At 64.9% G+C, this 20,942-nt stretch carries 21 protein-coding genes and 1 tRNA gene; 15 read left to right on the top strand and 7 right to left on the bottom strand.

The window, feature by feature from the left end:
- Window positions 1-57: 57 nt before the first annotated feature.
- The 4 genes from ACVILL_RS34700 to ACVILL_RS34685 form a co-directional block, all read right to left on the bottom strand.
- Window positions 58-273 (bottom strand): DUF3606 domain-containing protein, encoded by a 216-nt coding sequence (locus ACVILL_RS34700; protein WP_456733156.1) that lies wholly within the window; start codon window positions 271-273, stop codon window positions 58-60.
- A gap of 113 nt (window positions 274-386) precedes the next feature.
- Window positions 387-668, bottom strand: coding sequence for a hypothetical protein (locus ACVILL_RS34695; RefSeq protein WP_456733155.1), 282 nt, complete (start codon window positions 666-668; stop codon window positions 387-389).
- Window positions 669-867: 199 nt separating this feature from the next.
- A tRNA-Ser gene (locus tag ACVILL_RS34690) sits at window positions 868-960 on the bottom strand.
- 239 nt (window positions 961-1,199) lie between these two features.
- A complete protein-coding gene (locus tag ACVILL_RS34685) occupies window positions 1,200-3,668 on the bottom strand; it encodes a transglycosylase SLT domain-containing protein (RefSeq protein WP_456734433.1) in 2,469 nt (822 codons plus the stop codon).
- A gap of 329 nt (window positions 3,669-3,997) precedes the next feature.
- Here ACVILL_RS34685 and dapA point away from each other — a divergent pair, with 329 nt between their 5' ends.
- From dapA to ACVILL_RS34665, 4 genes are all read left to right on the top strand, one after another.
- A complete protein-coding gene (gene dapA, locus ACVILL_RS34680; protein ID WP_456733154.1) occupies window positions 3,998-4,888 on the top strand; it encodes a 4-hydroxy-tetrahydrodipicolinate synthase in 891 nt (296 codons plus the stop codon).
- Between the two features lie 61 nt (window positions 4,889-4,949).
- On the top strand, window positions 4,950-5,363 hold the full coding sequence (gene mscL, locus ACVILL_RS34675; RefSeq protein ID WP_456733153.1) for a large conductance mechanosensitive channel protein MscL: 414 nt from the start codon (window positions 4,950-4,952) through the stop codon (window positions 5,361-5,363).
- A gap of 1 nt (window position 5,364) precedes the next feature.
- A complete protein-coding gene (smpB, locus tag ACVILL_RS34670) occupies window positions 5,365-5,838 on the top strand; it encodes an SsrA-binding protein SmpB (protein WP_016843999.1) in 474 nt (157 codons plus the stop codon).
- A gap of 54 nt (window positions 5,839-5,892) precedes the next feature.
- Complete coding sequence (locus ACVILL_RS34665) at window positions 5,893-6,474, top strand: peroxiredoxin (protein ID WP_456733152.1); 582 nt, start codon at window positions 5,893-5,895, stop codon at window positions 6,472-6,474.
- Between the two features lie 204 nt (window positions 6,475-6,678).
- Here ACVILL_RS34665 and ACVILL_RS34660 read toward each other — a convergent pair whose 3' ends face one another.
- Both ACVILL_RS34660 and ACVILL_RS34655 read right to left on the bottom strand, forming a co-directional pair.
- Entirely contained in the window at window positions 6,679-7,338 is a 660-nt protein-coding gene (locus ACVILL_RS34660) for a uracil-DNA glycosylase (RefSeq protein ID WP_456733151.1), read from the bottom strand.
- Window positions 7,319-7,960: a LabA-like NYN domain-containing protein gene (locus ACVILL_RS34655; RefSeq protein ID WP_050422617.1), complete on the bottom strand. Its 642-nt coding sequence runs from the start codon at window positions 7,958-7,960 to the stop codon at window positions 7,319-7,321. The genes ACVILL_RS34660 and ACVILL_RS34655 overlap by 20 nt, the downstream gene beginning before the upstream one ends.
- Window positions 7,961-8,321: 361 nt before the next feature.
- Here ACVILL_RS34655 and rpoZ point away from each other — a divergent pair, with 361 nt between their 5' ends.
- From rpoZ to ACVILL_RS34600, 11 genes are all read left to right on the top strand, one after another.
- Window positions 8,322-8,714, top strand: a complete 393-nt coding sequence (rpoZ, locus tag ACVILL_RS34650; RefSeq protein WP_016844003.1) for a DNA-directed RNA polymerase subunit omega — start codon at window positions 8,322-8,324, stop codon at window positions 8,712-8,714.
- Window positions 8,715-8,932: 218 nt separating this feature from the next.
- Window positions 8,933-11,224 carry a RelA/SpoT family protein gene (locus ACVILL_RS34645; RefSeq protein WP_456733150.1) on the top strand — a complete coding sequence of 764 codons (2,292 nt, stop codon included), beginning with the start codon at window positions 8,933-8,935 and terminating at the stop codon, window positions 11,222-11,224.
- A 156-nt stretch (window positions 11,225-11,380) separates the two neighbouring features.
- Window positions 11,381-12,139 (top strand): pyridoxine 5'-phosphate synthase, encoded by a 759-nt coding sequence (locus ACVILL_RS34640; protein WP_456733149.1) that lies wholly within the window; start codon window positions 11,381-11,383, stop codon window positions 12,137-12,139.
- A complete protein-coding gene (acpS, locus tag ACVILL_RS34635; RefSeq protein WP_456733148.1) occupies window positions 12,136-12,552 on the top strand; it encodes a holo-ACP synthase in 417 nt (138 codons plus the stop codon). Before ACVILL_RS34640 ends, acpS begins: the two co-directional genes overlap by 4 nt.
- A gap of 283 nt (window positions 12,553-12,835) precedes the next feature.
- Window positions 12,836-13,597 (top strand): signal peptidase I, encoded by a 762-nt coding sequence (gene lepB / locus ACVILL_RS34630; RefSeq protein ID WP_456733147.1) that lies wholly within the window; start codon window positions 12,836-12,838, stop codon window positions 13,595-13,597.
- Complete coding sequence (gene rnc, locus ACVILL_RS34625) at window positions 13,594-14,415, top strand: ribonuclease III (RefSeq protein WP_456733146.1); 822 nt, start codon at window positions 13,594-13,596, stop codon at window positions 14,413-14,415. The genes lepB and rnc overlap by 4 nt, the downstream gene beginning before the upstream one ends.
- Window positions 14,408-15,331 (top strand): GTPase Era, encoded by a 924-nt coding sequence (era, locus tag ACVILL_RS34620; RefSeq protein WP_456733145.1) that lies wholly within the window; start codon window positions 14,408-14,410, stop codon window positions 15,329-15,331. Before rnc ends, era begins: the two co-directional genes overlap by 8 nt.
- Before the next feature lie 14 nt (window positions 15,332-15,345).
- A complete protein-coding gene (locus tag ACVILL_RS34615; protein ID WP_456733144.1) occupies window positions 15,346-15,726 on the top strand; it encodes a hypothetical protein in 381 nt (126 codons plus the stop codon).
- Between the two features lie 165 nt (window positions 15,727-15,891).
- On the top strand, window positions 15,892-16,641 hold the full coding sequence (gene recO, locus ACVILL_RS34610) for a DNA repair protein RecO (protein ID WP_456733143.1): 750 nt from the start codon (window positions 15,892-15,894) through the stop codon (window positions 16,639-16,641).
- Window positions 16,642-16,713: 72 nt separating this feature from the next.
- Window positions 16,714-18,969, top strand: a complete 2,256-nt coding sequence (parC, locus tag ACVILL_RS34605) for a DNA topoisomerase IV subunit A (RefSeq protein WP_456733142.1) — start codon at window positions 16,714-16,716, stop codon at window positions 18,967-18,969.
- Window positions 18,970-19,143: 174 nt separating this feature from the next.
- Complete coding sequence (locus ACVILL_RS34600) at window positions 19,144-20,100, top strand: cation diffusion facilitator family transporter (protein ID WP_456733141.1); 957 nt, start codon at window positions 19,144-19,146, stop codon at window positions 20,098-20,100.
- Here ACVILL_RS34600 and ACVILL_RS34595 read toward each other — a convergent pair.
- Window positions 20,097-20,903 (bottom strand): helix-turn-helix domain-containing protein, encoded by an 807-nt coding sequence (locus ACVILL_RS34595; protein ID WP_456733140.1) that lies wholly within the window; start codon window positions 20,901-20,903, stop codon window positions 20,097-20,099. The two genes, ACVILL_RS34600 and ACVILL_RS34595, sit on opposite strands and share 4 nt — an antisense overlap.
- Window positions 20,904-20,942 lie beyond the last annotated feature (39 nt).

Here is a 20,942-nt window from a genome sequence, read left to right as displayed (position 1 = left end):
GCAAATGGTTTCACCGGTCCATTGACGTCGCGACGTCCGACCCCTCGGGCTGCTGGATCAGATCACCTTGGCTTCCTTGGTGATGGCCGCAATCGAGGGACCCGATTTCCGGACTATTGAAGCAAACTGTTGATCAGAGACTCTTAGCCGTTTCTTCAATACCTTGACCTGGACCTTGTCGCGCAGATCCAGCGAATTGCGAAAATAGGCTTGCCTGCGTTTGTTCATGGGACCTTGGCTCACAAAGGAATATTGCTCGCGATGTTGCGGCATTGCGTCGGCATCAATCGCTCGACGACGGGACCGGTTGGTCTAGCGAGCGTGCCGTTGCCGCCTACGCAACGCCGGGCCGGCGGCAACGTTCCTTCAAGGGATGCGGCCGCCTGCTATGAGTGCGCAGGGTCGGCGTGACGGCAGGTCGTCAACACGAGCGCCGCCTTGCTGCATTGCCACTCGCTGCCAAGCGCCGCGCTCGAGACGGGCCGCGGGGCAGCAATCACCGCCAGCACAACAACCGCGCAAGCCAACGACGTTGCGATGACGAGCCGGCCTGCTTTGGCTGAGAAGCGCTGCCGTAACCAGGCCCCCAGGTCGGCGGATCGGCGAAGTTGCGCGTTACGCAAAACCTGGTCGAGATCCTGGAATTGAACGCCATCGTTGTGCTGCATGGCCTTACCCCGGAAATGTTCAGGTGAAAGAAAACAATGCGGGGATGCTGGGCGCAGTTTGTTTCGCGCTCGCTTCGAGGCGCCGGCAATGATGTTTCGTTCACGCGGAGGTGACTGCCGGTTCACACCGGGCGGGCCGAAGTCCAAATTTCTCCGCGGAGATACTTAGGGACCATCGTTGGGCAGCCGGTCGTGCGGCTGGCGGAGAGGGAGGGATTCGAACCCTCGATACAGCTTGAGACCGTATGACGCTTTAGCAAAGCGTTGCCTTCAGCCACTCGGCCACCTCTCCAATGGCGCCGATATGCCCGAGTGGGCGCTGAGCCGCAAGCGGCAGATTCAGATTGCGACAAGGTGATTTGGTGGCAGCTCGGGCGCCGGCCGCGCGGGAACGGCTGCCGAGCCTTTATACACCGCGCCGATCGGCAAACGCCGGCTCGCGCGAATGCTAAAAATATAAGCTATAACAACGAATTAGGCCGGGGCCGGAGGCGGCCGGTCCGAAGATCGTTGAAAACCGGCCGCGCCGGCTCATTCCACGCTGGCGCCGCGCCGCAGGTCGGCCTCGATCTGCAATCTCATCCCGCCACCGAAGCGGGCGCGATAGACCTGCAGGTTCTCCATGATCCGCTGAACGTAGTTCCGCGTCTCCGAGAACGGAATCAGCTCGACCCAGTCGACCGCGTCGACCTTGGGGTCGCGCGGGTCGCCATAGCGCTCGATCCACTTCCTCACGCTGCCGCGGCCGGCATTGTAGGCGGCGAAGGTCAGGATGTAGGAGCCGCGATAGTCCTCGAGCAGGCCGCCGAGCTCGGCCGCGCCCAGCGTCGCATTATAGACCGGGTCGGTCTTCATCCGGTTGAGGTCGAAGCCGATGCCGGCGCGCTTGCAGACATAGCGTCCGGCGTCCGGCGTCACCTGCATCAGGCCGTAGGCCTGGGCCGGCGACACCACCGCGGGATTGAACGCGCTCTCCTGGCGCGCGATCGCGTAGACGACGCTCTGCTCGACTTCCGGCCCGACCTGGCGGAACGACGGGATGCCGTTCACCGGATAGGCGTAGTGGTCGAACGGCAGGCCGCGATTGAGCGCGGCCTTGCCCATCAGCAGCATGCCGCGGGCATCGCCGTGGCGCGCGGTGAGCTCGCCGAGGCCGGCCAGCGCTTCGGGATCGCCATTGTCGCCGAGATCGCCGAAGATCGGGATCGCAAGTTCGCGCGCGTCGATCTCATAGAGCAGCGCCACCGCGCGCACGATCTCCAGCCGGTCGGCGCCGCGGCCGCGCGGCGCGCTGTTCAGCTCGATCTGCGGCAGGCCGAGCTTGGCGCGCGCGAGCTGGCCGTAATAGCTGGTCGACTGCTCGGCCGCGCGGGCATAGGCAGCGCGCGCTTCCTGGACGCGGCCGGCGGCCTCCGCGGCGCGGCCCTGCCAATAGCCGGCACGCGCCAGCGCAGTCGGGTTGGCGCTGCCGACGCCGATCCGCGCGAAATGCTGGGCGGCGAGGGAGGGATCGTCGAGAAAGCGCAGCGCGATCCAGCCCGAGGTGAATTCCTGCTCGGTCTTGTAGATGTCGCGCGCGGGCAGCGCCGCGTCGCGCGCGATCAGATAGGCGGTGCGAAACTCGTTGGTGTCGATCATCTTGCGCGCCAGCAGGCGGCGCTCGACCCACCATTCGTCGACGTTGTAGAGCCGCGCGGGGTCCTTCGGCGCGCTCAGCATCAGCCGCGCGGCTTCAGCGAACTTCTCCTCGCGGCGGAGCAGCTGGATCTTGGCGAACAGATAACCGGTGTCGCCGGTCAGTTCGCTCGGCACCGCCTCGAGCAGCGCGCGCAGGTTCGAGCCCTTGCGGTTGGCGGCGATCCGCGCCTTCGCCAGCGCCACATAGCCGGAGCCGAGACGCTTGGCCTCGCGGATGCCGGCAGCCTCGTTGTCGGTGCCGTAGAGCATGGCGTCCATGCGCGCCTTGTGGTCGCCGGCGGTCAGGAACGAGCCGAACAGGTCGAGCGCGGTGGTTTCGGTATCCTCGCTCATCCCGTCGTTGCGCCAGGCCTCGCGCACCAGGCGTTCGGCATTGCCGCGGTCGCCTCGCGCGATCATCACCTTGGCGAGCGCGAGCCGGCCCTTGGCCGAGACCGGCGATTCATTCTGGAACCAGGCCCAGACAGTGGTGTCGTCACGATGGTCGTCCCACAGCGAGGCCTCGATGCGGCGGCGCAGGAAGGTCTGCGACGGCCAGCTCGGGTTGGCGTCGAGGAAGGCGCGGTAGCGCTCGACCGAGGCGCCGTTGTCCTCGCTGCGCAGGATCAGCCATTCGGCCAGCTTGCGCGCGACCGGATCGGAGATCGCAGCTTCTGCCTCGGTGGCGTCGGACGGCCTGCGCTTGCGCAGCAGCTCGACGACGCTTGCGAGTGCCTCCTTGTCCGACTGCGACGTCGACGATGTCGCGGCCACTGCCGCCGGCACCACCGGCTTGCGCACGACCGGTGCGGCATGCTGGCGGGTCGCCGGAACCAGCGCGGGTGCCGCGGCGCGGGCGGGTGCCGGCTTGTTCGTCGGCAGGCCTCCCGTTGCAGCCGGCGAGGCGTGCTTGGACGTCGTGGACGTGGTGGTCTTGGATTCGGTGGTCTTCGGCGCCGCTGCTTTGTGACCCTCGGTCTTGGCAGGAGCGGTCTTGGCAGGAGCGGCCTTGGCTCCGTCGGTCTTGGCCGAACTGGACTTGGACGCGGTTGGCTTCGCTGCGTCGGTCTTGGCAGCGCTGGGCTTGGTCGCCGTTGATCTTGAAGCCGCCGCCTTGGGAGCAGTGGATTTGGGAGTATTGGATTTGGGCGTGGCGGTCTTCGAAGCAGCAGGCTTTGAGGAGGTGTCCTGGGCAGCCGGCTTGGCGGCTGGAACATCCTCGGCGGCCCATGCATCGGCCGTGATGGCGGCAAGACCGACAACGAGCGCCAGGCTCGTCGCCAGCGCCGTCGATCGCAATGTGCCTGCGCGGGCGGAACGGATCACAGAAGTCCTCTGCGGCCCCGAATCATCTGGTCGTTTGGGCCATGGGTTCTTATTTGATTGAAAACGTAGACAAAATACTAAGAAGCCTGCCGGTGCGGCTGTTTGCGCCGGCACAACGGCAAAATCGCGGCTGGAAGCGGTTTTGCGCGCCGCAGATTACCGTTGGGAATAGGTACGGTACGGCCCTTTCACCTGTCCGCCAGACCCGATATGAATTGCCTTTCATGGCGTTTCGCATCAACCGGGTGCCGGTTGCACGGACGTGAGCACGACAACAACAAGGTCCGTCGACCTAGCCTTTAGCCCGAAGCGTTTGGAGGAAGTCCATGGCAGCCAAGACAAAATTCCGGGGATCATTCACTGCCTTGGTGACGCCCTTCAAAAACGGCGCGGTCGATGAGGCGGCGTTCCGCGGGCTCGTGAGCTGGCAGATCGCCGAGGGAACGCACGGCCTGGTGCCGGTCGGCACGACCGGCGAAAGCCCGACGCTCAGCCATGACGAGCACAAGCGGGTGGTCGAGTGGTGCATCGAGGAGGCCAAGGGCCGGGTGCCCGTGATCGCCGGCGCCGGCTCGAATTCGACCAAGGAGGCGATCGAACTCGCCGAGCACGCCGAGAAGGCGGGCGCCAATGCGGTGCTGGTGGTGACGCCATACTACAACAAGCCGACCCAGGAAGGCATGTATCAGCACTTCAAGGCGATCAACGACGCGATCGGCATTCCGATCATCATCTACAACATCCCGCCGCGCTCGGTGATCGACATGTCGGTCGACACCATGAAGCGGCTGTTCGAGCTGAAGAACATCGCCGGCGTCAAGGACGCGACCGCGAGCATGGTGCGGGTTTCGCAGCAGCGCGCCGCGATGGGCGAGGACTTCAACCAGCTGTCCGGCGAGGACGCCACCATCATCGGCTACATGGCGCATGGCGGCCATGGCTGCATCTCGGTGACCTCGAACGTCGCGCCGCGGCTGTGCTCGGAGTTCCAGACCGCCTGGCAGAAGGGCGACGTCACCACCGCGTTGAAGATCCATGACAAGCTGATGCCGCTGCACACCAACCTGTTCATCGAGAGCAATCCGGCGCCGGTGAAATACGCGATGTCGCTGCTCGGCAAGCTCGACGAGAAGCTGCGTCTGCCGATGGTCCCGGTGACCGAAGCCACCCGCCAGGCCGTCCGCAGCGCCATGGTGCATGCCGGCCTGATCAACTAACGCGGTTTCGCCGCTCGCTCGCGCGCGATCCAGTAGGTAACGTCGAACCGAAGGGGATGGTATGCTGAAGGAATTCCGCGAATTCGCCATGAAGGGCAATGTCGTCGACCTCGCCGTCGGCGTCATCATCGGCGCAGCCTTCGGCGGCATCGTCACCTCGCTTGTGAACGACATCATCATGCCGATCATCGGCATGCTGGGCGGCCTCGACTTCTCCAACTACTTCGTCCCGCTTGCCAAGAACGTGACGGCCACCAACCTTGCCGATGCCAAGAAGCAGGGCGCGGTGCTGGCCTACGGCAGCTTCATCACGCTGATCGTGAATTTCCTCATCGTGGCCTTCGTGCTGTTCCTGGTCATTCGCGCTATGAACCAGTTCAAGCGCAAGGAAGAGGCCAAACCCGCCGAGCCGCCGAAGCCGTCCGACGAGGTCGTGCTGCTGACGGAAATCCGCGACCTCCTCAAGAAGAGCTAAAGTGGCCGAGAAGAACGAACGCCCGATCAAGGTTGTCGCCGAAAACCGAAAGGCCCGCTTCAACTACGCCATCGAGGACACGATCGAGGCCGGCATTTCGCTGACCGGCACCGAGGTGAAATCAATCCGCAGCGGCAAGAGCACGATCGCGGAATCCTATGCGGATTCCAAGAACGGCGAGCTGTGGCTGATCAACGCCAATATCCCTGAATATCTCCAGGCCAATCGCTTCAACCACGAGCCGAAGCGGCCGCGGAAGCTGCTGCTGCACCGCAAGCAGATCAACAAGCTGCTCGGTGCGGTCGACCGCGAGGGCATGACGCTCATTCCGCTAAAACTTTACTTCAACGAGCGCGGCCGTGCCAAACTGCTGCTCGCGGTCGCCAAGGGCAAGAAGCTGCACGACAAGCGCGAGACCGTGAAGAAGCGCGACTGGGGCCGCGAGAAGGGCCGCCTGATGCGGGCGCGGGGATAGCGCGCGGTGTGCGGAGCGCCGTCATGGCGACGGCGGCGGATGGAGATTGGTCCGATGACCCAGAGCAGCCTCACCGATGTCGACTGGAGCAAGATCCCGGCGCCCACCGATGATGGCGGCGCAGCGCATCTGACCGGCATGACGATCTCGCCGGTGACCTTGCGGGCCACCAACGACACCTCGGTGGCGCTGTCGGCGCTGACGGGCCGCACCGTGGTGTTCGCCTATCCGCGAACCGGCGAGCCCGGCAAGATCGGGCTGGTCGATGATTGGGACATGATCCCGGGAGCCCGCGGGTGTACGCCGCAGACCTGCGCGTTCCGCGACCTGTTCGCCGTACTGAAGGCGGCCGGTGCTGCCCAGGTGTTCGGGCTGTCGACGCAAAGCAACGCCTACCAGACCGAGATGGCGTCGCGGCTGCATTTGCCGTTTCCGGTGCTGTCCGACGAAGCGCTGGAGCTGACCCACACGCTGAGATTGCCGACGATGTCGGTGGCCGGCCTGACGCTGATCAAGCGGCTCGCGCTCGTGATCGACGATGCGCGCATCACCCACGTGTTCTATCCGGTGTTCCCGCCTGACCGGAACGCCGGTGAGGTGCTGGAATGGCTGAAGGACAATCCTCGACGGAACTAGCTGGAGCGCCGTCGCAGGGGGCGCTGCCAAAATATCGAAAACAACCCCATGCAAAGCAGCCGGCGGCGCCGGCGTTCGGCCAAGCGACTTGACACGTCGGGCAACTCAGGGATATTTTTCTTTTATTCAGAAATGATGCGGGCTTGCTGTGGCACTGCGGGCTTCGGATAGCGGCTCGCAAAGTGGATACCGCGAGCGCGCGCACTAGCCGAGCTCCTTGCGTACGGTCGCGAACACCTTGCGGAACATGTCGGTCGTCAGCACGCCGGTGTTCGTGTTGTAGCGCGAGCAGTGGTAGCTGTCGTAGAGCTTGAATTTGCCTGCGCTATGCACTGCGCCGTGCACAAAGGGTGCCGCGGCCAGGCGAACATCCAACGCCTTCAAGGTTGATTCGTGGGCGATTCGCCCGAGCAACACGACCGCGCGCAGCTTCGGCATCGTGGCGATGGTGGCGCGGAGGAATTGCCGGCAGGTGTTGATCTCGGCCGGCAGCGGCTTGTTCTGTGGCGGCACGCAGCGCACCGCGTTGCTGATCCGGGCGTCGACCAGCTTCATGCCGTCGTCCGGCCGCGCCTGATAGACGCCGCGGGCGAAGCCATATTCGAGCAGGGTCGCGTAGAGCAGGTCGCCGGCGTAGTCGCCGGTGAAGGGACGGCCGGTGCGGTTGGCGCCCTGCATGCCCGGCGCGAGGCCAACGATCAGCAACCGCGCATTCGGGTCGCCGAACGATTCCACCGGAGAGTTGAACCAGTCCGGGTTGCGCGCCCGGGCTTCTGCGCGGAAGTCGGCCAGCCTTGGACAGAGCTGACAGTTGCTGTCGGGACGCGTCGCAGCAGTGACGAGATTACTCGTCGAAATCGTCATCGGCTCCCCGTGGGGCCATCGTGGTCGCGCGCTGCAGGAATTGCGGGGAGTGGTGACGCGGTTCGCGGGGTTCGCGCGGGGCCGGACGTTCGGACGGATCGCGGCCAAGTTTGGATTGCAGCTCGACGAGGTCGGTGAAGACGTCGGCCTGGCGGCGCAGCTCGTCGGCGATCATCGGCGGCTGGCTGGCAATGGTGGAGATGACGGTGACGCGAACACCGCGGCGCTGCACGGCCTCGACCAGCGAGCGGAAGTCGCCATCGCCTGAAAACAGAATCATCTGGTCGATGTGCTCGGCCAGTTCCATGGCATCGACGGCGAGCTCGATGTCCATGTTGCCCTTCACCTTGCGGCGGCCGCTGGCGTCGATGAATTCCTTGGTCGCCTTGGTGACGACGGTGTAGCCGTTGTAGTCGAGCCAGTCGATCAGCGGACGGATCGACGAGTACTCCTGATCCTCGATGATCGCCGTGTAGTAGAACGCACGGAGCAGCGTACCGCGACTCTGGAATTCCTTGAGAAGGCGCTTGTAGTCGATGTCGAAGCCCAGCGTCTTTGCGGTTGCATAAAGATTGGCTCCGTCGATGAAGAGCGCGATCTTGTTGGAAACAGGTGACGACATCAAAGTGTTCTCGCGTGTTTGTTAGTGTTCTTAGCGCAGCGGCGATCGACCGCGCGCAATTTCCAGCGTTGCTGCCTAAAGTTCTGTGAATCTTTCCCCACGACAGTCACCACCGCAATTATGGTGAGGCGAGGGCAAAAAGCCTAGACTTTTGACATTGCAATGAAGAGATTTACTTGTCTGGGACAGCAACCTAGCCATGTCGTCAGACGCTCCGGCCCTTCTGGCCCCCGGTCTCCCGGGTTATCAGAGCCTGTCGGGAAGGCAAATCACAAATTTTACCTTGCGAAACCGGGGCTAGCCCTATAACTAACCCTCATAACCTACATGTTCGGTCCCTTGTACCACGGAGCGCCTCGAGATGGCTCGCGTCACCGTCGAAGATTGCATTGATAAGGTCGACAATCGCTTCGACCTCGTCCTGTTGGCCGCGCATCGCGCCCGGATGATCTCGTCGGGTTCGCAACTCACGGTTGATCGCGACAACGACAAGAACCCGGTCGTCTCGCTGCGCGAGATCGCCGATTCGACGATCTCGCCGGAAGACCTCAAAGAGGAACTCGTGCACTCCCTGCAGAAGTTCGTCGAGGTCGACGAGCCCGAGCCCGACACCGTGCCGCTGATCGGTTCCGCCGGTGCCAGCGTCGACGCCGACGACACCGAGGTCGCGGTCGAGCGGATGACCGAGGAAGAACTGCTGAAGGGCCTCGAGGGCCTCGCGCCCCCGGAAGAGCAGCCCGAGGAAGACGAGTAAGCGCGTCGCGCAGCTCCCCGTTTCGACTGGATTTGACGAAGGCCCGGACATCGCTCCGGGCCTTTGCTTTTGTTGACAATTTTGCTGTTACGGTGCGTCCTATGCGGACGCGGGAAATTGAATGGTTCCGGAGCCCGCGCGGGGTGCTGCTTCATTCGAAAGCGCACTAGATTGAGGAAAGCGGGACGTTCCGGTCCCGCGCGAGAGGCAACGAGTTCATGGCGTATCGACGCCGCAGTTCCATGCAGATGCAGGCTGCAACCGAAACGGTCGCGGTGGCGCCGGCGTCGTCCACCGCGGAGAGGCCGGCCAAGCCGCGGACGCGCATGATGCGACAATATGACCTCGTCGAGCGGGTCCGTTCCTATAACCCCGACACCAACGAGGACCTGCTCAACCGCGCCTATGTCTACGCCATGAAGGCGCATGGAACGCAGACGCGTGCCTCCGGCGATCCCTACTTCTCGCACCCGCTCGAGGTCGCCGCGATCCTCACCAACCTCAAGCTCGACGATGCCACCATCGTGGCGGCACTGCTGCACGACACGATCGAGGACACCGAGGCGACGCGGGCCGAGATCGACACCGTGTTCGGCCACGAGATCGGCGCGCTGGTCGAAGGCCTGACCAAGCTGAAGCGGCTGGAACTGGTGTCGCGCGAGGCCAAGCAGGCCGAGAATTTGCGCAAGCTGCTGCTGGCGATCGCCGACGACGTCCGCGTGCTGCTGATCAAGCTCGCCGACCGGCTGCACAACATGCGCACGCTGGAGTTCGTGCCGCCGGCCTCGCGCCGCCGCATCGCCGAGGAGACGCTGGATATCTATGCGCCGCTGGCCGGCCGCATGGGTATGCACGAGATGCGCGAGGAACTGGAAGACCTGTCGTTCTTCGTGCTCGATCCAGAGGCCTATGCCGTGGTCAAGCAGCGGCTCGATTCGCTGGCCGAGCGCAACCGCAATTTGATCGGCGAGATCGAAACCCAGCTCTCCAAGAATTTGCAGAAGAACGGCATCACCGCGCGGGTGTTCGGCCGCCGCAAGCAGCCGTTTTCGATCTGGACCAAGATGGAGCGCAAGTCGGTCGGCTTCGAGCAGCTGTCCGACATCTACGGGTTCCGCATCATCCTCGACGATGTCGGCGCCTGCTACCGTGCGCTCGGCATCGTCCACACCACCTGGCCGGTCGTGCCGGGCCGCTTCAAGGACTACATCTCGACCCCGAAGCAGAACGATTATCGCTCGATCCACACCACGGTGATCGGGCCGGGCAAGCAGCGCGTCGAGCTGCAGATCCGCACCGAGGACATGAACCAGATCGCCGAATTCGGTATCGCCGCGCATGCCTTCTACAAGGAGGGCGCGGGCTCGCCGCACGAGCGGCTGAAGCACGAGTCCAACGCCTTCGCCTGGCTGCGCCACACCATCGGCATCCTCTCGGAAAGCGCCAATCCGGAAGAATTCCTCGAGCACACCAAGCTCGAGCTGTTCCACGACCAGGTGTTCTGCTTCACGCCGAAAGGCAAGCTGATCGCGCTGCCGCGCAACGCCAACGTGATCGATTTCGCCTATGCCGTCCACACCGGCGTCGGCAACAGCGCGGTCGGCTGCAAGATCAACGGCAAGTTCGCGCCGCTGTCCTCCGAACTGCAGAACGGCGACGAGGTCGAGGTGCTGACCTCGAAGGCGCAGTCGGCGCCGCCGTCGGCCTGGGAAGCGCTCGCCCGCACCGGCAAGGCGCGTGCCGCGATCCGGCGTGCCACCCGCGATGCCGTGCGCGACCAGTATGCCGGGCTCGGCCGCCGCATCGTCGACCGCCTGTTTGCCCGCGCCAAGATCGAATATGCCGACGACAAGCTGAAGGGTGCACTACCGCGGCTCGCGCGCACCTCGATCGAGGACGTGATGGCCTCGGTCGGACGCGGCGAGATCAAGGCCTCCGACGTCGCGCGCGCGATGTATCCCGACTACAAGGAAGAGCGGATGGTGCGCTATGGCGCCAAGAAGGGGCTCGCCGCCAAGCTGAAGACGCAGGCGCCGCCGCACCCGGCGCGCGCCACCTCGGTGATCCCGGTGCGCGGCATCAATTCCGACCTGCCGGTGAAGTTCGCGCCGAACGGCGGCGCGGTGCCGGGCGACCGGATCGTCGGCATCGTCACGCCGGGCGAGGGGATCACGATCTACCCGATCCAGTCGCCGGCACTGAAGGATTTCGAGGAGGAGCCGGAGCGCTGGCTCGACGTGCGCTGGGACATCGACGAGACCATGCCCCAGCGCTTCCCGGCGCGCATCCTGGTCCACAATGTCAACGAGCCGGGCAGCCTTGCCCAGATCGCGACCGTGATCGCCGAGCACGACGGCAATATCGACAACATCCACATGTCGCGCCAGTCGCCTGATTTCACGGAGCTGACCATCGATCTTGAGGTCTATGACCTCAAGCATCTCAGCGCTATCATCGCGCAGTTGCGCGCCAAGGCCGTCGTCGCACGGGTCGAGCGCGTCAATGGGTAGACGCGCATACGCTGCCGACTCTCATGGTGAGGAGGCGCGCTTCGCGCCGTCTCGAACCATGTGGCCCGAGACGGGGCCACATCCTTCGAGACGCGGCGAAGGCGCCGCTCCTCAGGATGAGGGGATCATTCAACCGGTTTGTCAGAGAGTGATTTGATGTCCGCTCCTCCGCTGCGTCTCGGTATCAATGTCGATCACGTCGCGACGCTGCGCAATGCGCGGGGCGGGGCGCGGCCCGATCCGGTGCGGCTGGCGCTTGCCGCGATCGAAGCCGGCGCCGACGGCATCACCGCGCATCTACGCGAGGATCGCCGCCACATCCGCGACGAGGACATGGCGCGGCTCAAGGCCGAGATCTCCAAGCCCTTGAATTTCGAGATGGCGGCAACCGACGACATGCTGCGGATCTCGCTGGCCACCAAACCGCACGCGGTTTGCCTGGTGCCCGAGCGGCGCCAGGAGCTCACCACCGAAGGCGGCCTCGACGTGGTCGGCCAACACAATGCGCTGGCGCCGTTCATTGCGCGGCTCAACGATGCCGGCATCCGGGTCTCGCTGTTCATCGCCGCCGATCCCAGGCAGATCGAGATGGCCGCGCAGCTGAAGGCGCCGGTGATCGAGATCCATACCGGCGGATGGTGCGACGCCGTGGTCGACGGCCACAAGGACAAGGCGGACGCCGAATGGACGCGCATCGTCGCCGGCGCAAAGCTCGCGCACGCGGCCGGGCTCGAGGTCCATGCCGGCCACGGGCTCGACTATGAGACGGCGGAGGCGATTTCCGCGCTGCCCGATATCCGCGAGCTCAACATCGGCTATTTCATGATGGGCGAGGCGCTGTTCGTCGGCATCGCCGGGACGGTGCGCGAGATGCGTGCGGCGATGGACCGCGGCCGCGCCAAGGTCAGCGCATGATCATCGGCATCGGCTCCGATCTGATCGACATCACCCGGGTCGCGAAGGTGATCGAGCGCCACGGCGAGCGATTCCTCGATCGCATCTTCACCGACGCCGAGCGCGCCAAGGCGATGCGCCGCGCCAATAACGAGAGGATGGTGGTCGCCACCTACGCCAAGCGATTCGCCGCGAAGGAGGCCTGCTCCAAGGCGCTCGGCACCGGTATCCGGCGCGGGGTGTGGTGGAAGGACATGGGCGTGGTGAACCTGCCGGGCGGGCGGCCGTCGATGCGGCTGACCGGCGGGGCGCTGGCGAGGCTCCAGGAATTGACGCCCGAGGGCATGCAGGCGCAGATCGACCTTTCAATAACCGACGATTGGCCGCTGGCGCAGGCCTTCGTCATAATTTCGGCGGTTGCCCCGGCCAGATGAGCGCGCGGCGCCGGAATCCGCCGGAAAACTTCAGCAAACTAAAAAATCATTGATATTTCAATGAATTGCGAAGTTTTGAGGCGGCGATTGATTGCGCCCCTGCGAACAACCGTCTAAAACGCCGCAGGTTTATATCGAGCGAGACGCGGATTCCGGGTTCAGGCCGGAATTTGCCCTCAAGATCAGAATCAAGGCCATTTTCCTCACGCGAGGGTCGAACGCTTCGCGCGAAGAGAACGTTCTGCCACCGCGTGGACTTCAGTCCACGGGAATTGGGAAAGCAATGAGCGTGACCACCGGGACCAAATCTGAGAGCGGCTTGGGCGAGACCATCCGCGTCGTCATCCATGCTCTCCTCATCGCGCTCGTGATCCGCACCTTCCTGTTCCAGCCTTTCAACATCCCGTCGGGGTCGATGAAGGCGACGCTGCTGGTCGGCGACTATCTGTTCGTCTCGAAATATTCCTACGGCTACAGCCACTACTCGATCCCGTTCTCGCCGAACATCTTCTCGGGACGCATCTTCGGCTCGGAGCCGAGCCGCGGCGACATCGTGGTGTTTCGCCTGCCGCGCGACGACTCCACCGACTACATCAAGCGCGTCATCGGGCTGCCCGGCGACCGCATCGAGGTCAAGAGCGGGCTCCTCTACATCAACGATGAGCCGATCAAGCGCGAGCGCCTGAGCGATTTCGTCGGCGAGGATCCCTGCGGCTCGGCGGATGCCACCGCCCGCGTCAAGCGCTGGAAGGAGACGCTGCCGAACGGCGTCAGCTATGAGACGCTGGACTGCCAAGACAACAGCTACATGGACAACACCATCGTCTACACCGTTCCGCCCGGTCATTTCTTCATGATGGGCGACAACCGCGACAATTCCACCGACAGCCGCTTCCTGTCGCAGGTCGGCTACGTTCCGTTCGAGAACATCATCGGGCGAGCCCAGATGATCTTCTTCTCGATCGCGGAGGGTGAGCAGGCCTGGATGATCTGGCGCTGGCCGTTCGCGGTGCGGTGGAATCGCCTATTCTCCATCGTGCGATGATCGACGACACCGCAGCCATCAACGATCAGGCGCCCAACGGCGAGCCAAGCCAGACGCCTGCCGCCGAGAGCACGGCCGCGCCGAAGAAGCGGCGCAGCAAGGCGGCCAAGGCCGCCGAAGCGAAGGCTGCGATCGCGGGCACCGAGGCTCGTATCGGCTACACATTCTCCGACGCCGCGCTGCTGACCACCGCGTTCACCCACGTGTCGGCGCTGAAGCCCGCCACCCGCAACCGCGCCGACAGCTATCAGCGGCTGGAATTCCTCGGCGACCACGTGCTCGGGCTGATCGTCTCCGACATGCTGTTCCGGGCGTTTCCGAAGGCCGACGAGGGCGAGTTGTCGAAGCGGCTCGCCGACCTCGTGCGCAAGGAGAGCTGCGCCGACGTTGCCAAGTCGCTCGGACTGCTCGAGGACATCAAGCTCGGCATGGTCAAGGCGGTGGAGGGCGCGCGGCTGCGCAAGTCCGTGCTCGGCGACATCTGCGAGGCGGTGATCGGCGCGATCTTCCTCGACGGCGGCTACGAGGCCGCGCGTCAGTTCGTCGAGCGCAACTGGACCGAGCGGATGCACAAGCTGCGCCGGCCGCTGCGCGATCCCAAGACCGTGTTGCAGGAATGGGCGCAGGGCAAGGGATTGCCGACGCCGGTCTATCGCGAGGTCGAGCGCACCGGCCCGCACCACGATCCGCAATTCCGCGTTGCGGTTGATCTGCCGGGCCTGGCCTCCGCCGAAGGCCTCGGCGGCAACAAGCGCGCGGCCGAGAAAGCAGCAGCATCCGCGATGATCGAGCGTGAAGGCGTCGGCACCAATGACTGACGAGGCCAAAGGGCAGGGGGACGCGACGCGCTGTGGCTTCGTCGCGCTGATCGGTGCGCCCAATGTCGGCAAGTCGACGCTGGTCAACGCGCTGGTGGGCTCCAAGGTCACCATCGTGTCGCGCAAGGTGCAGACCACGCGCGCGCTGATCCGCGGCATCGTCATCGAAGGCAACGCGCAGATCATCCTGGTCGACACGCCCGGCATCTTCGCGCCGCGGCGCCGGCTCGACCGCGCCATGGTGTCGACCGCCTGGAGCGGCGCCCACGACGCCGATCTGGTCTGCGTGCTGCTCGACGCCAAGTCGGGGCTCGACGAGGAGGCCAGTGCGATCCTGGCCAAGCTGGAGTCGGTCGCCCATCCGAAGATCCTGGTGCTGAACAAGGTCGACCTCGTGCAGCGCGAGAAGCTGCTGGCGCTGGCGCAGGCCGCCAACGAGCGGATGCGCTTCGAGCACACCTTCATGATCTCGGCGCTGTCGGGCGACGGCGTCGCCGATTTGCGCGAGATGCTGGCGAAGATGGTGCCGGCGGGACCGTTCCTCTATCCCGAGGACCAGATGTCGGATGCGCCGATGCGGCATCTGGCGGCCGAGATCACCCGCGAGAAGATCTACAGCCACCTGCATCAGGAATTGCCGTACCAGTCGACGGTCGAGACCGACAGCTGGACCGACCGCAAGGACAAGTCGATCCGGATCGAGCAGACGATCTTTGTCGAGCGCGAGAGCCAGCGCAAGATCGTGCTCGGCAAGGGCGGCGCCACCATCAAGTCGATCGGCGCGCAGGCCCGCGCCGAGATCGCCGAGATCATGGGCGTGCCGGTGCATCTGTTCCTGTTCGTCAAGGTGCGCGAGAACTGGGGCGACGATCCCGACCGCTACAAGGAAATGGGACTGGACTTCCCCAAGGAATAAGAACCGGCGTTTGCATGAACGTGCCCAGAAACGTGCTGTGGTTTGAGGTGCTGCTCTATCTGTCGCTGACGCTCGATGCGTTGTCGGTGGCGTTCCAGGACCGCACGCCGACCTTCGAGAAGACCGAGCAGATGATCATGGGCGAAACCTTGACGGCTGGCTGCATGATCCTGCTCCTATTGTATTTCGTCCGGCTCGCCGCGCAGCACCGCAAGAACTGGCCGCGCTGGGCGCTGCTTGCGATGCTGGTGTTGTCGGTGCTGTCGCTGGTGCAGGTGATCGGCGAAAAGGGCCTGGAGATCGACAGCGCCATCGAGGTGGTGTCCTGCATCCTGACCTCGGCCGGGCTGTATTATTCCTTCACCGGCGATGCGCAGGGCTGGTTCAACGCGTAGGTACATCCCCCGCGCGTCATTCCGGGGCGATGCGAAGCATCGAACCCTCAGGTGCGCAATTGCGCACCGAGAATCTCGAGATTTCGGGTTCGCATCTTCGACGCGCCCCGGAATGACGTGTCTAGATCGCTGCGTTCATTCTCGGAATCCTGATAGACTTGGACCATGGAATGGACCGACGAAGGCATCGTGCTGGGGGTGCGGCGGCATGGCGAATCCTCCGCCATCGTCGAGCTGCTGACGCGCGAGCACGGCCGCCATCTCGGCCTGGTGCGCGGCGGCGCCAGCTCGCGGATGCGGCCGCTGCTGCAGCCCGGCAACAGCGTCACCGCGGTGTGGAGGGCGCGGCTCGACGAGCATCTCGGGATGTACGCGCTGGAGGGCACGCGGCTGCGCGCGGCGACGCTGCTCGCCTCGTCGCATGCGGTCTACGGCGTCACGCATCTGGCCGCGTTGGCCCGGCTGCTGCCGGAGCGCGATCCGCATGAAGACATCTACGAGATGCTGCAGGGGACGCTCGACGATTTCGACGACGCCGGCGTCGCCGCCGTGCACATGGTCCGGTTCGAGCTCGCGATGCTGACCGAGCTCGGTTTCGGGCTCGATCTGGAAAACTGCGCGGCCACCGGCGAGACCACCGACCTGGTCTATGTGTCGCCGAAATCCGGCGGCGCCGTGTCCCGCTCGGCCGGCGAGCCGTGGCGTGAACGGCTGTTGCCGCTGCCGGCGTTCCTGCGCGAAGGCGAGGGTGGCGCCAACAGCTGGTCGGACCAGGACCTGCTCGACGGCTTCCAGATCACCGGCCTGTTCCTGCTTCGCCACGTGCTGGAGCCGCGCGGCCAGGGCCATTCCGACGCCCGCGACGGATTTATCAACGCCGTAACCAGGCGGCGGAGCCGGACCGCCATTCCGTAAGGCCGATTCGGGACCTAAATTGCCGCTGATTCGCGGCTTGCCCGATTCACCGCCAAGGTTTAACGCGTCCCCATGGGAAAACGACAGATACCGCCGGAAAAGCCGGCCGAAATTCACGAGGTGCCGCTGCGTGACGCGCTCGAGGAGCGTTATCTCGCCTATGCGCTCTCGACCATCATGCATCGCGCGCTGCCGGACGCCCGCGATGGGCTGAAGCCGGTGCACCGGCGCATCCTCTACGGCATGGACCTGCTCGGGCTCGACCCGCGCGCCGCATTCAAGAAGTCGGCCAAGATCGTCGGCGACGTGATGGGCTCGTTCCATCCGCATGGCGACCAGGCGATCTACGACGCCATGGTGCGTCTGGCGCAGGACTTCTCCTCGCGCTACCCGCTGGTCGACGGCCAGGGCAATTTCGGCAATATCGACGGCGATAATCCGGCCGCCTACCGCTACACCGAAGCGCGCATGACCGAGGTCGCGCGACTGCTGCTCGACGGCATCGACGAGGACGGCGTCGAATTCCGCCTCAACTATGACGGCCAGTCGAAGGAGCCTGTCGTGCTGCCGGGCGGCTTCCCGAACCTGCTCGCCAATGGCGCGCAAGGCATCGCGGTCGGCATGGCGACCTCGATCCCGCCGCACAATGCCGCCGAGCTCTGCGACGCCGCGCTGCATCTGATCGAGAAGCCCGACGCCAAGTCGAAGGCGCTGCTGAAATGGGTCAAAGGCCCGGACTTCCCGACCGGCGGCATCGTCGTCGATTCCAAGGAATCGATCATCGAGGCCTACACCACGGGGCGCGGCTCGTTCCGCACCCGCGCGCGCTGGACGGTGGAAGAGGGCGCCCGCGGCAGCTGGGTGGTCGTCGTCACCGAGATCCCGTGGCTGGTGCAGAAGTCGCGCCTGCACGAGAAGATCTCGGAGCTTCTCGACCAGAAGAAGCTGCCGATGGTCGGCGACGTCCGCGATGAATCGACCGAAGACATTCGCTTCGTCATCGAACCGAAGTCGCGCACGGTCGATCCCAGCGTCATGATGGAATCGCTGTTCCGGCTGACCGAGCTGGAAAGCAAGATCTCGTTGAACCTCAACGTGCTGATCAAGGGCCGGATCCCGAAGGTCGTCGGCCTTGCCGAGTGCCTGCGCGAATGGCTCGACCATCTGCGCGACGTGCTGATCCGCCGCTCCAACTTCCGCAAGGCGAAGATCGAGCTCCGCCTGGAAGTGCTCGGCGGCCACCTCGTCGCCTATCTGAACCTCGACAAGGTGATCAAGATCATCCGCACCGAGGACGAGCCGAAGCCGGTCTTGATGAAGACCTTCAAGCTGTCAGAGATCCAGGCCGACGCCATCCTCAACATGCGGCTGCGCAATCTGCGCCGGCTCGAGGAGATGGAGATCCGCACCGAGGACAAGGACCTCCGCAAGGAGCTGAAGGGCATCGAGGGCCTGCTCGGCTCCGAGACCGAGCAGTGGGCCAAGGTCGGCGAGCAGGTGCGCAAGGTCCGCGACATCTTCGGGCCCAAGACGCCGCTCGGCAAGCGCCGTACCACCTTCGCCGATGCGCCCGAGCACGACCTCGCCGCGATCGAGGAAGCCCTCGTCGAGCGCGAGCCGTGCACCGTCGTGATCTCGGAGAAGGGCTGGGTGCGGACGCTGAAGGGGCATGTCGAGGATCTCTCGGGGCTGGCCTTCAAGACCGACGACAAGCTCGAGCACTCGTTCTTTGCCGAGACCACCTCGAAGCTGCTGCTGTTCGCCACCAACGGCAAGTTCTACTCGCTCGACGTGGCCAAGCTGCCGGGCGGCCGCGGCCATGGCGAGCCGATCCGCATGTTCATCGATCTCGAGCAGGACGCCGCGATCATCTCGCTGTTCGTCAACAAGGGCGAGCGCAAGTTCCTGATCGCGAGCAGCGAGGGGCAGGGCTTCGTCGTCAAGGAAGAGGACTGCGTCGGCAACACCCGCAAAGGCAAGCAGGTGCTCAATGTCGAGATGCCGAACGAGGCCCGCGCGATCACGACCGTGAACGGCGACACCGTCGCCGTCATCGGCACCAACCACAAGATGGTGCTGTTCGGTCTCGACCAGGTGCCGGAGATGGCGCGCGGCCGCGGCGTGCGGTTGCAGAAATATACCAGCGCGTCGCTCTCGGACGTCGCGGTGTTCGATGCCAAGGCCGGCCTGACCTGGAAGGATTCCGCCGGCCGCGAGCACAGCATGACCATGAAGGAACTGGCCGATTGGCGCGGCAACCGCGCCGATGCCGGCCGGCTCGCCCACGGCCTGCCGAAGTCGAACAAGTTCAATCGCGGCGTGGAGTAGTTGAACTGTAGCCCGGATGGAGCGAAGCGAAATCCGGGATTTCACGCCAAATGACCGAGTGGTCCCGGATTACGCTGCGCTCCATCCGGGCTACGGGTCTGCTCCGCGCGGTGTGATAGTATCCACATCTCGCCGCGCTATAACCGTCGCCGACACCAGCGGGCGACGGTTGCCATGGCGCACGATCACGACCACGATCACAGCGGTCATTCTCACGGACATTCCGACGCGGGGCATTCCCATGCCGGGCACAGCCATGCGCCCGACAGTTTTGGTACCGCCTTTGCGGTCGGCGCGTCGCTGAACACGGCCTTCGTCGTCGCGGAGCTGATCTTCGGCTATTCCGCCAACTCGCTGGCCCTGGTCTCCGACGCCGTTCACAATCTCTCCGACGTCATCGCGCTGCTGCTGGCCTGGTGCGGCGCGTGGCTGGCCGGCCGGCGCCCGACCGACACCCACACCTATGGCTACCGCCGTGCCTCGATCCTGGCGGCGCTGTTCAATGCCGGGCTGCTCCTGATCGCGGTCGGCGGCATCGCGGTCGAGGCGATCAACCGCTTCCGCGAGCCGGCGGAAGTTGCGAGCTGGACGGTGGTCTGGGTCGCGGCGCTCGGCATCCTGATCAATGGCGGCACGGCGCTGTTGTTCATGCGCGGCCGCGACAGCGACCTCAACGTGCGCGGCGCCTATTTGCACATGGCGGCGGATGCCGGCGTCTCGCTCGGCGTCGTGGTCGCCGCGCTGCTGATCATGGCGACCGGCTGGCAGTGGCTCGATCCGGCGATCAGCCTGGTCATCGCGGTGGTGGTGCTGCTGAGCGGCTGGGAGCTTGCCCGCGACAGCGTCAACCTCGCGCTCGACGCGGTGCCGAAGGGGATCGATCTCAAGCGGGTGCGGGACTATCTCGCCGCGCTCGACGGCGTCACCGAGGTGCACGATCTGCATATCTGGGCGATGAGCACCAGTGAGACCGCGTTGACCGCGCATCTGGTGCGGCCGGGCGGCCATGACGATGCCTTCCTGCATCACGTCTGCGCCGAACTGTCGGAGCGGTTCAGCATTCACCACGCGACGCTGCAGGTCGAGATCAGCAGCGAGACCTGCCGGCTGGCACCCGCGGAAATGGTCTAGCCCGCGGCGCCGCGCGCTTCCGACCAGCTTCGAAACAGCCGCGCGGTCTCCTCATTCATCGGAAAGAAGCTCTCGATGCGCAGCTCCTGCAAGGTGACGTCTTGCGGCGTTCCCAACGTCGCGATCGTGGTGAATAGCTGCAATCGGACGTCGCCCTTGCGGAACAGCATCGGCAGCACCGGACCGGATGTCGGAGGCGGCGCCGCCAAGGCGGCCTCGACGCCGTCATAGGCCAGCAGGCGCTTGAGCAATTCCGCCGTCGCTGTGGTGCCGTCGGCCGCGGCATCGGCCTCGACGCTGCGGATGAAATAGCCGGCCACCTCGGTCCAGTTGGTGAGGTAGGGCCGCAGCACGCCGGGCGCGACCAGCGCGTCGGCGAGATTGACCGGCGTGCCTGATACCAGCGGCCCGACCAGGAATTCCACCAGCCGCCCGGCGCCTGAATTCGCGAGCAGCAGATTCCAGTGCCGGTCGACCACGACCGCGGGGAAGGGCTCCTGCTGCGCCAATATGAAATCGAGCGCGTGACGGATTTGCGCGAGCTCGGGCGCGGCAAGATCGGTTTGCCGCCACACCGGCGCGAAGCCGGCCGCGACCAAGAGCGCGTTCTGCTGGCGCAGCGGCACGTCGAGTGCCGTGGCGAGCCGGATCACCATGTCACGGCTCGGTGTGGCCCGCCCGAGCTCGAGGAAGCTCAGATGGCGCTGCGAGATATCCGCACGTCCGGCGAGCTCGAGTTGCGAGTGGCCCTTGCGTTGCCGCCACCAGCGCAGGCTGGCTGCAAAATCGCGCTGCTGCGACATGAATACCTACCAGGTAGTTGCCGGAATGATCGCGCTCGG

The organism is Bradyrhizobium sp. USDA 3364, assembly GCF_054056355.1.
The sequence above is the reverse complement of the archived record's forward strand: the minus strand, read 5'-3'. Positions and strand labels throughout refer to the sequence as shown.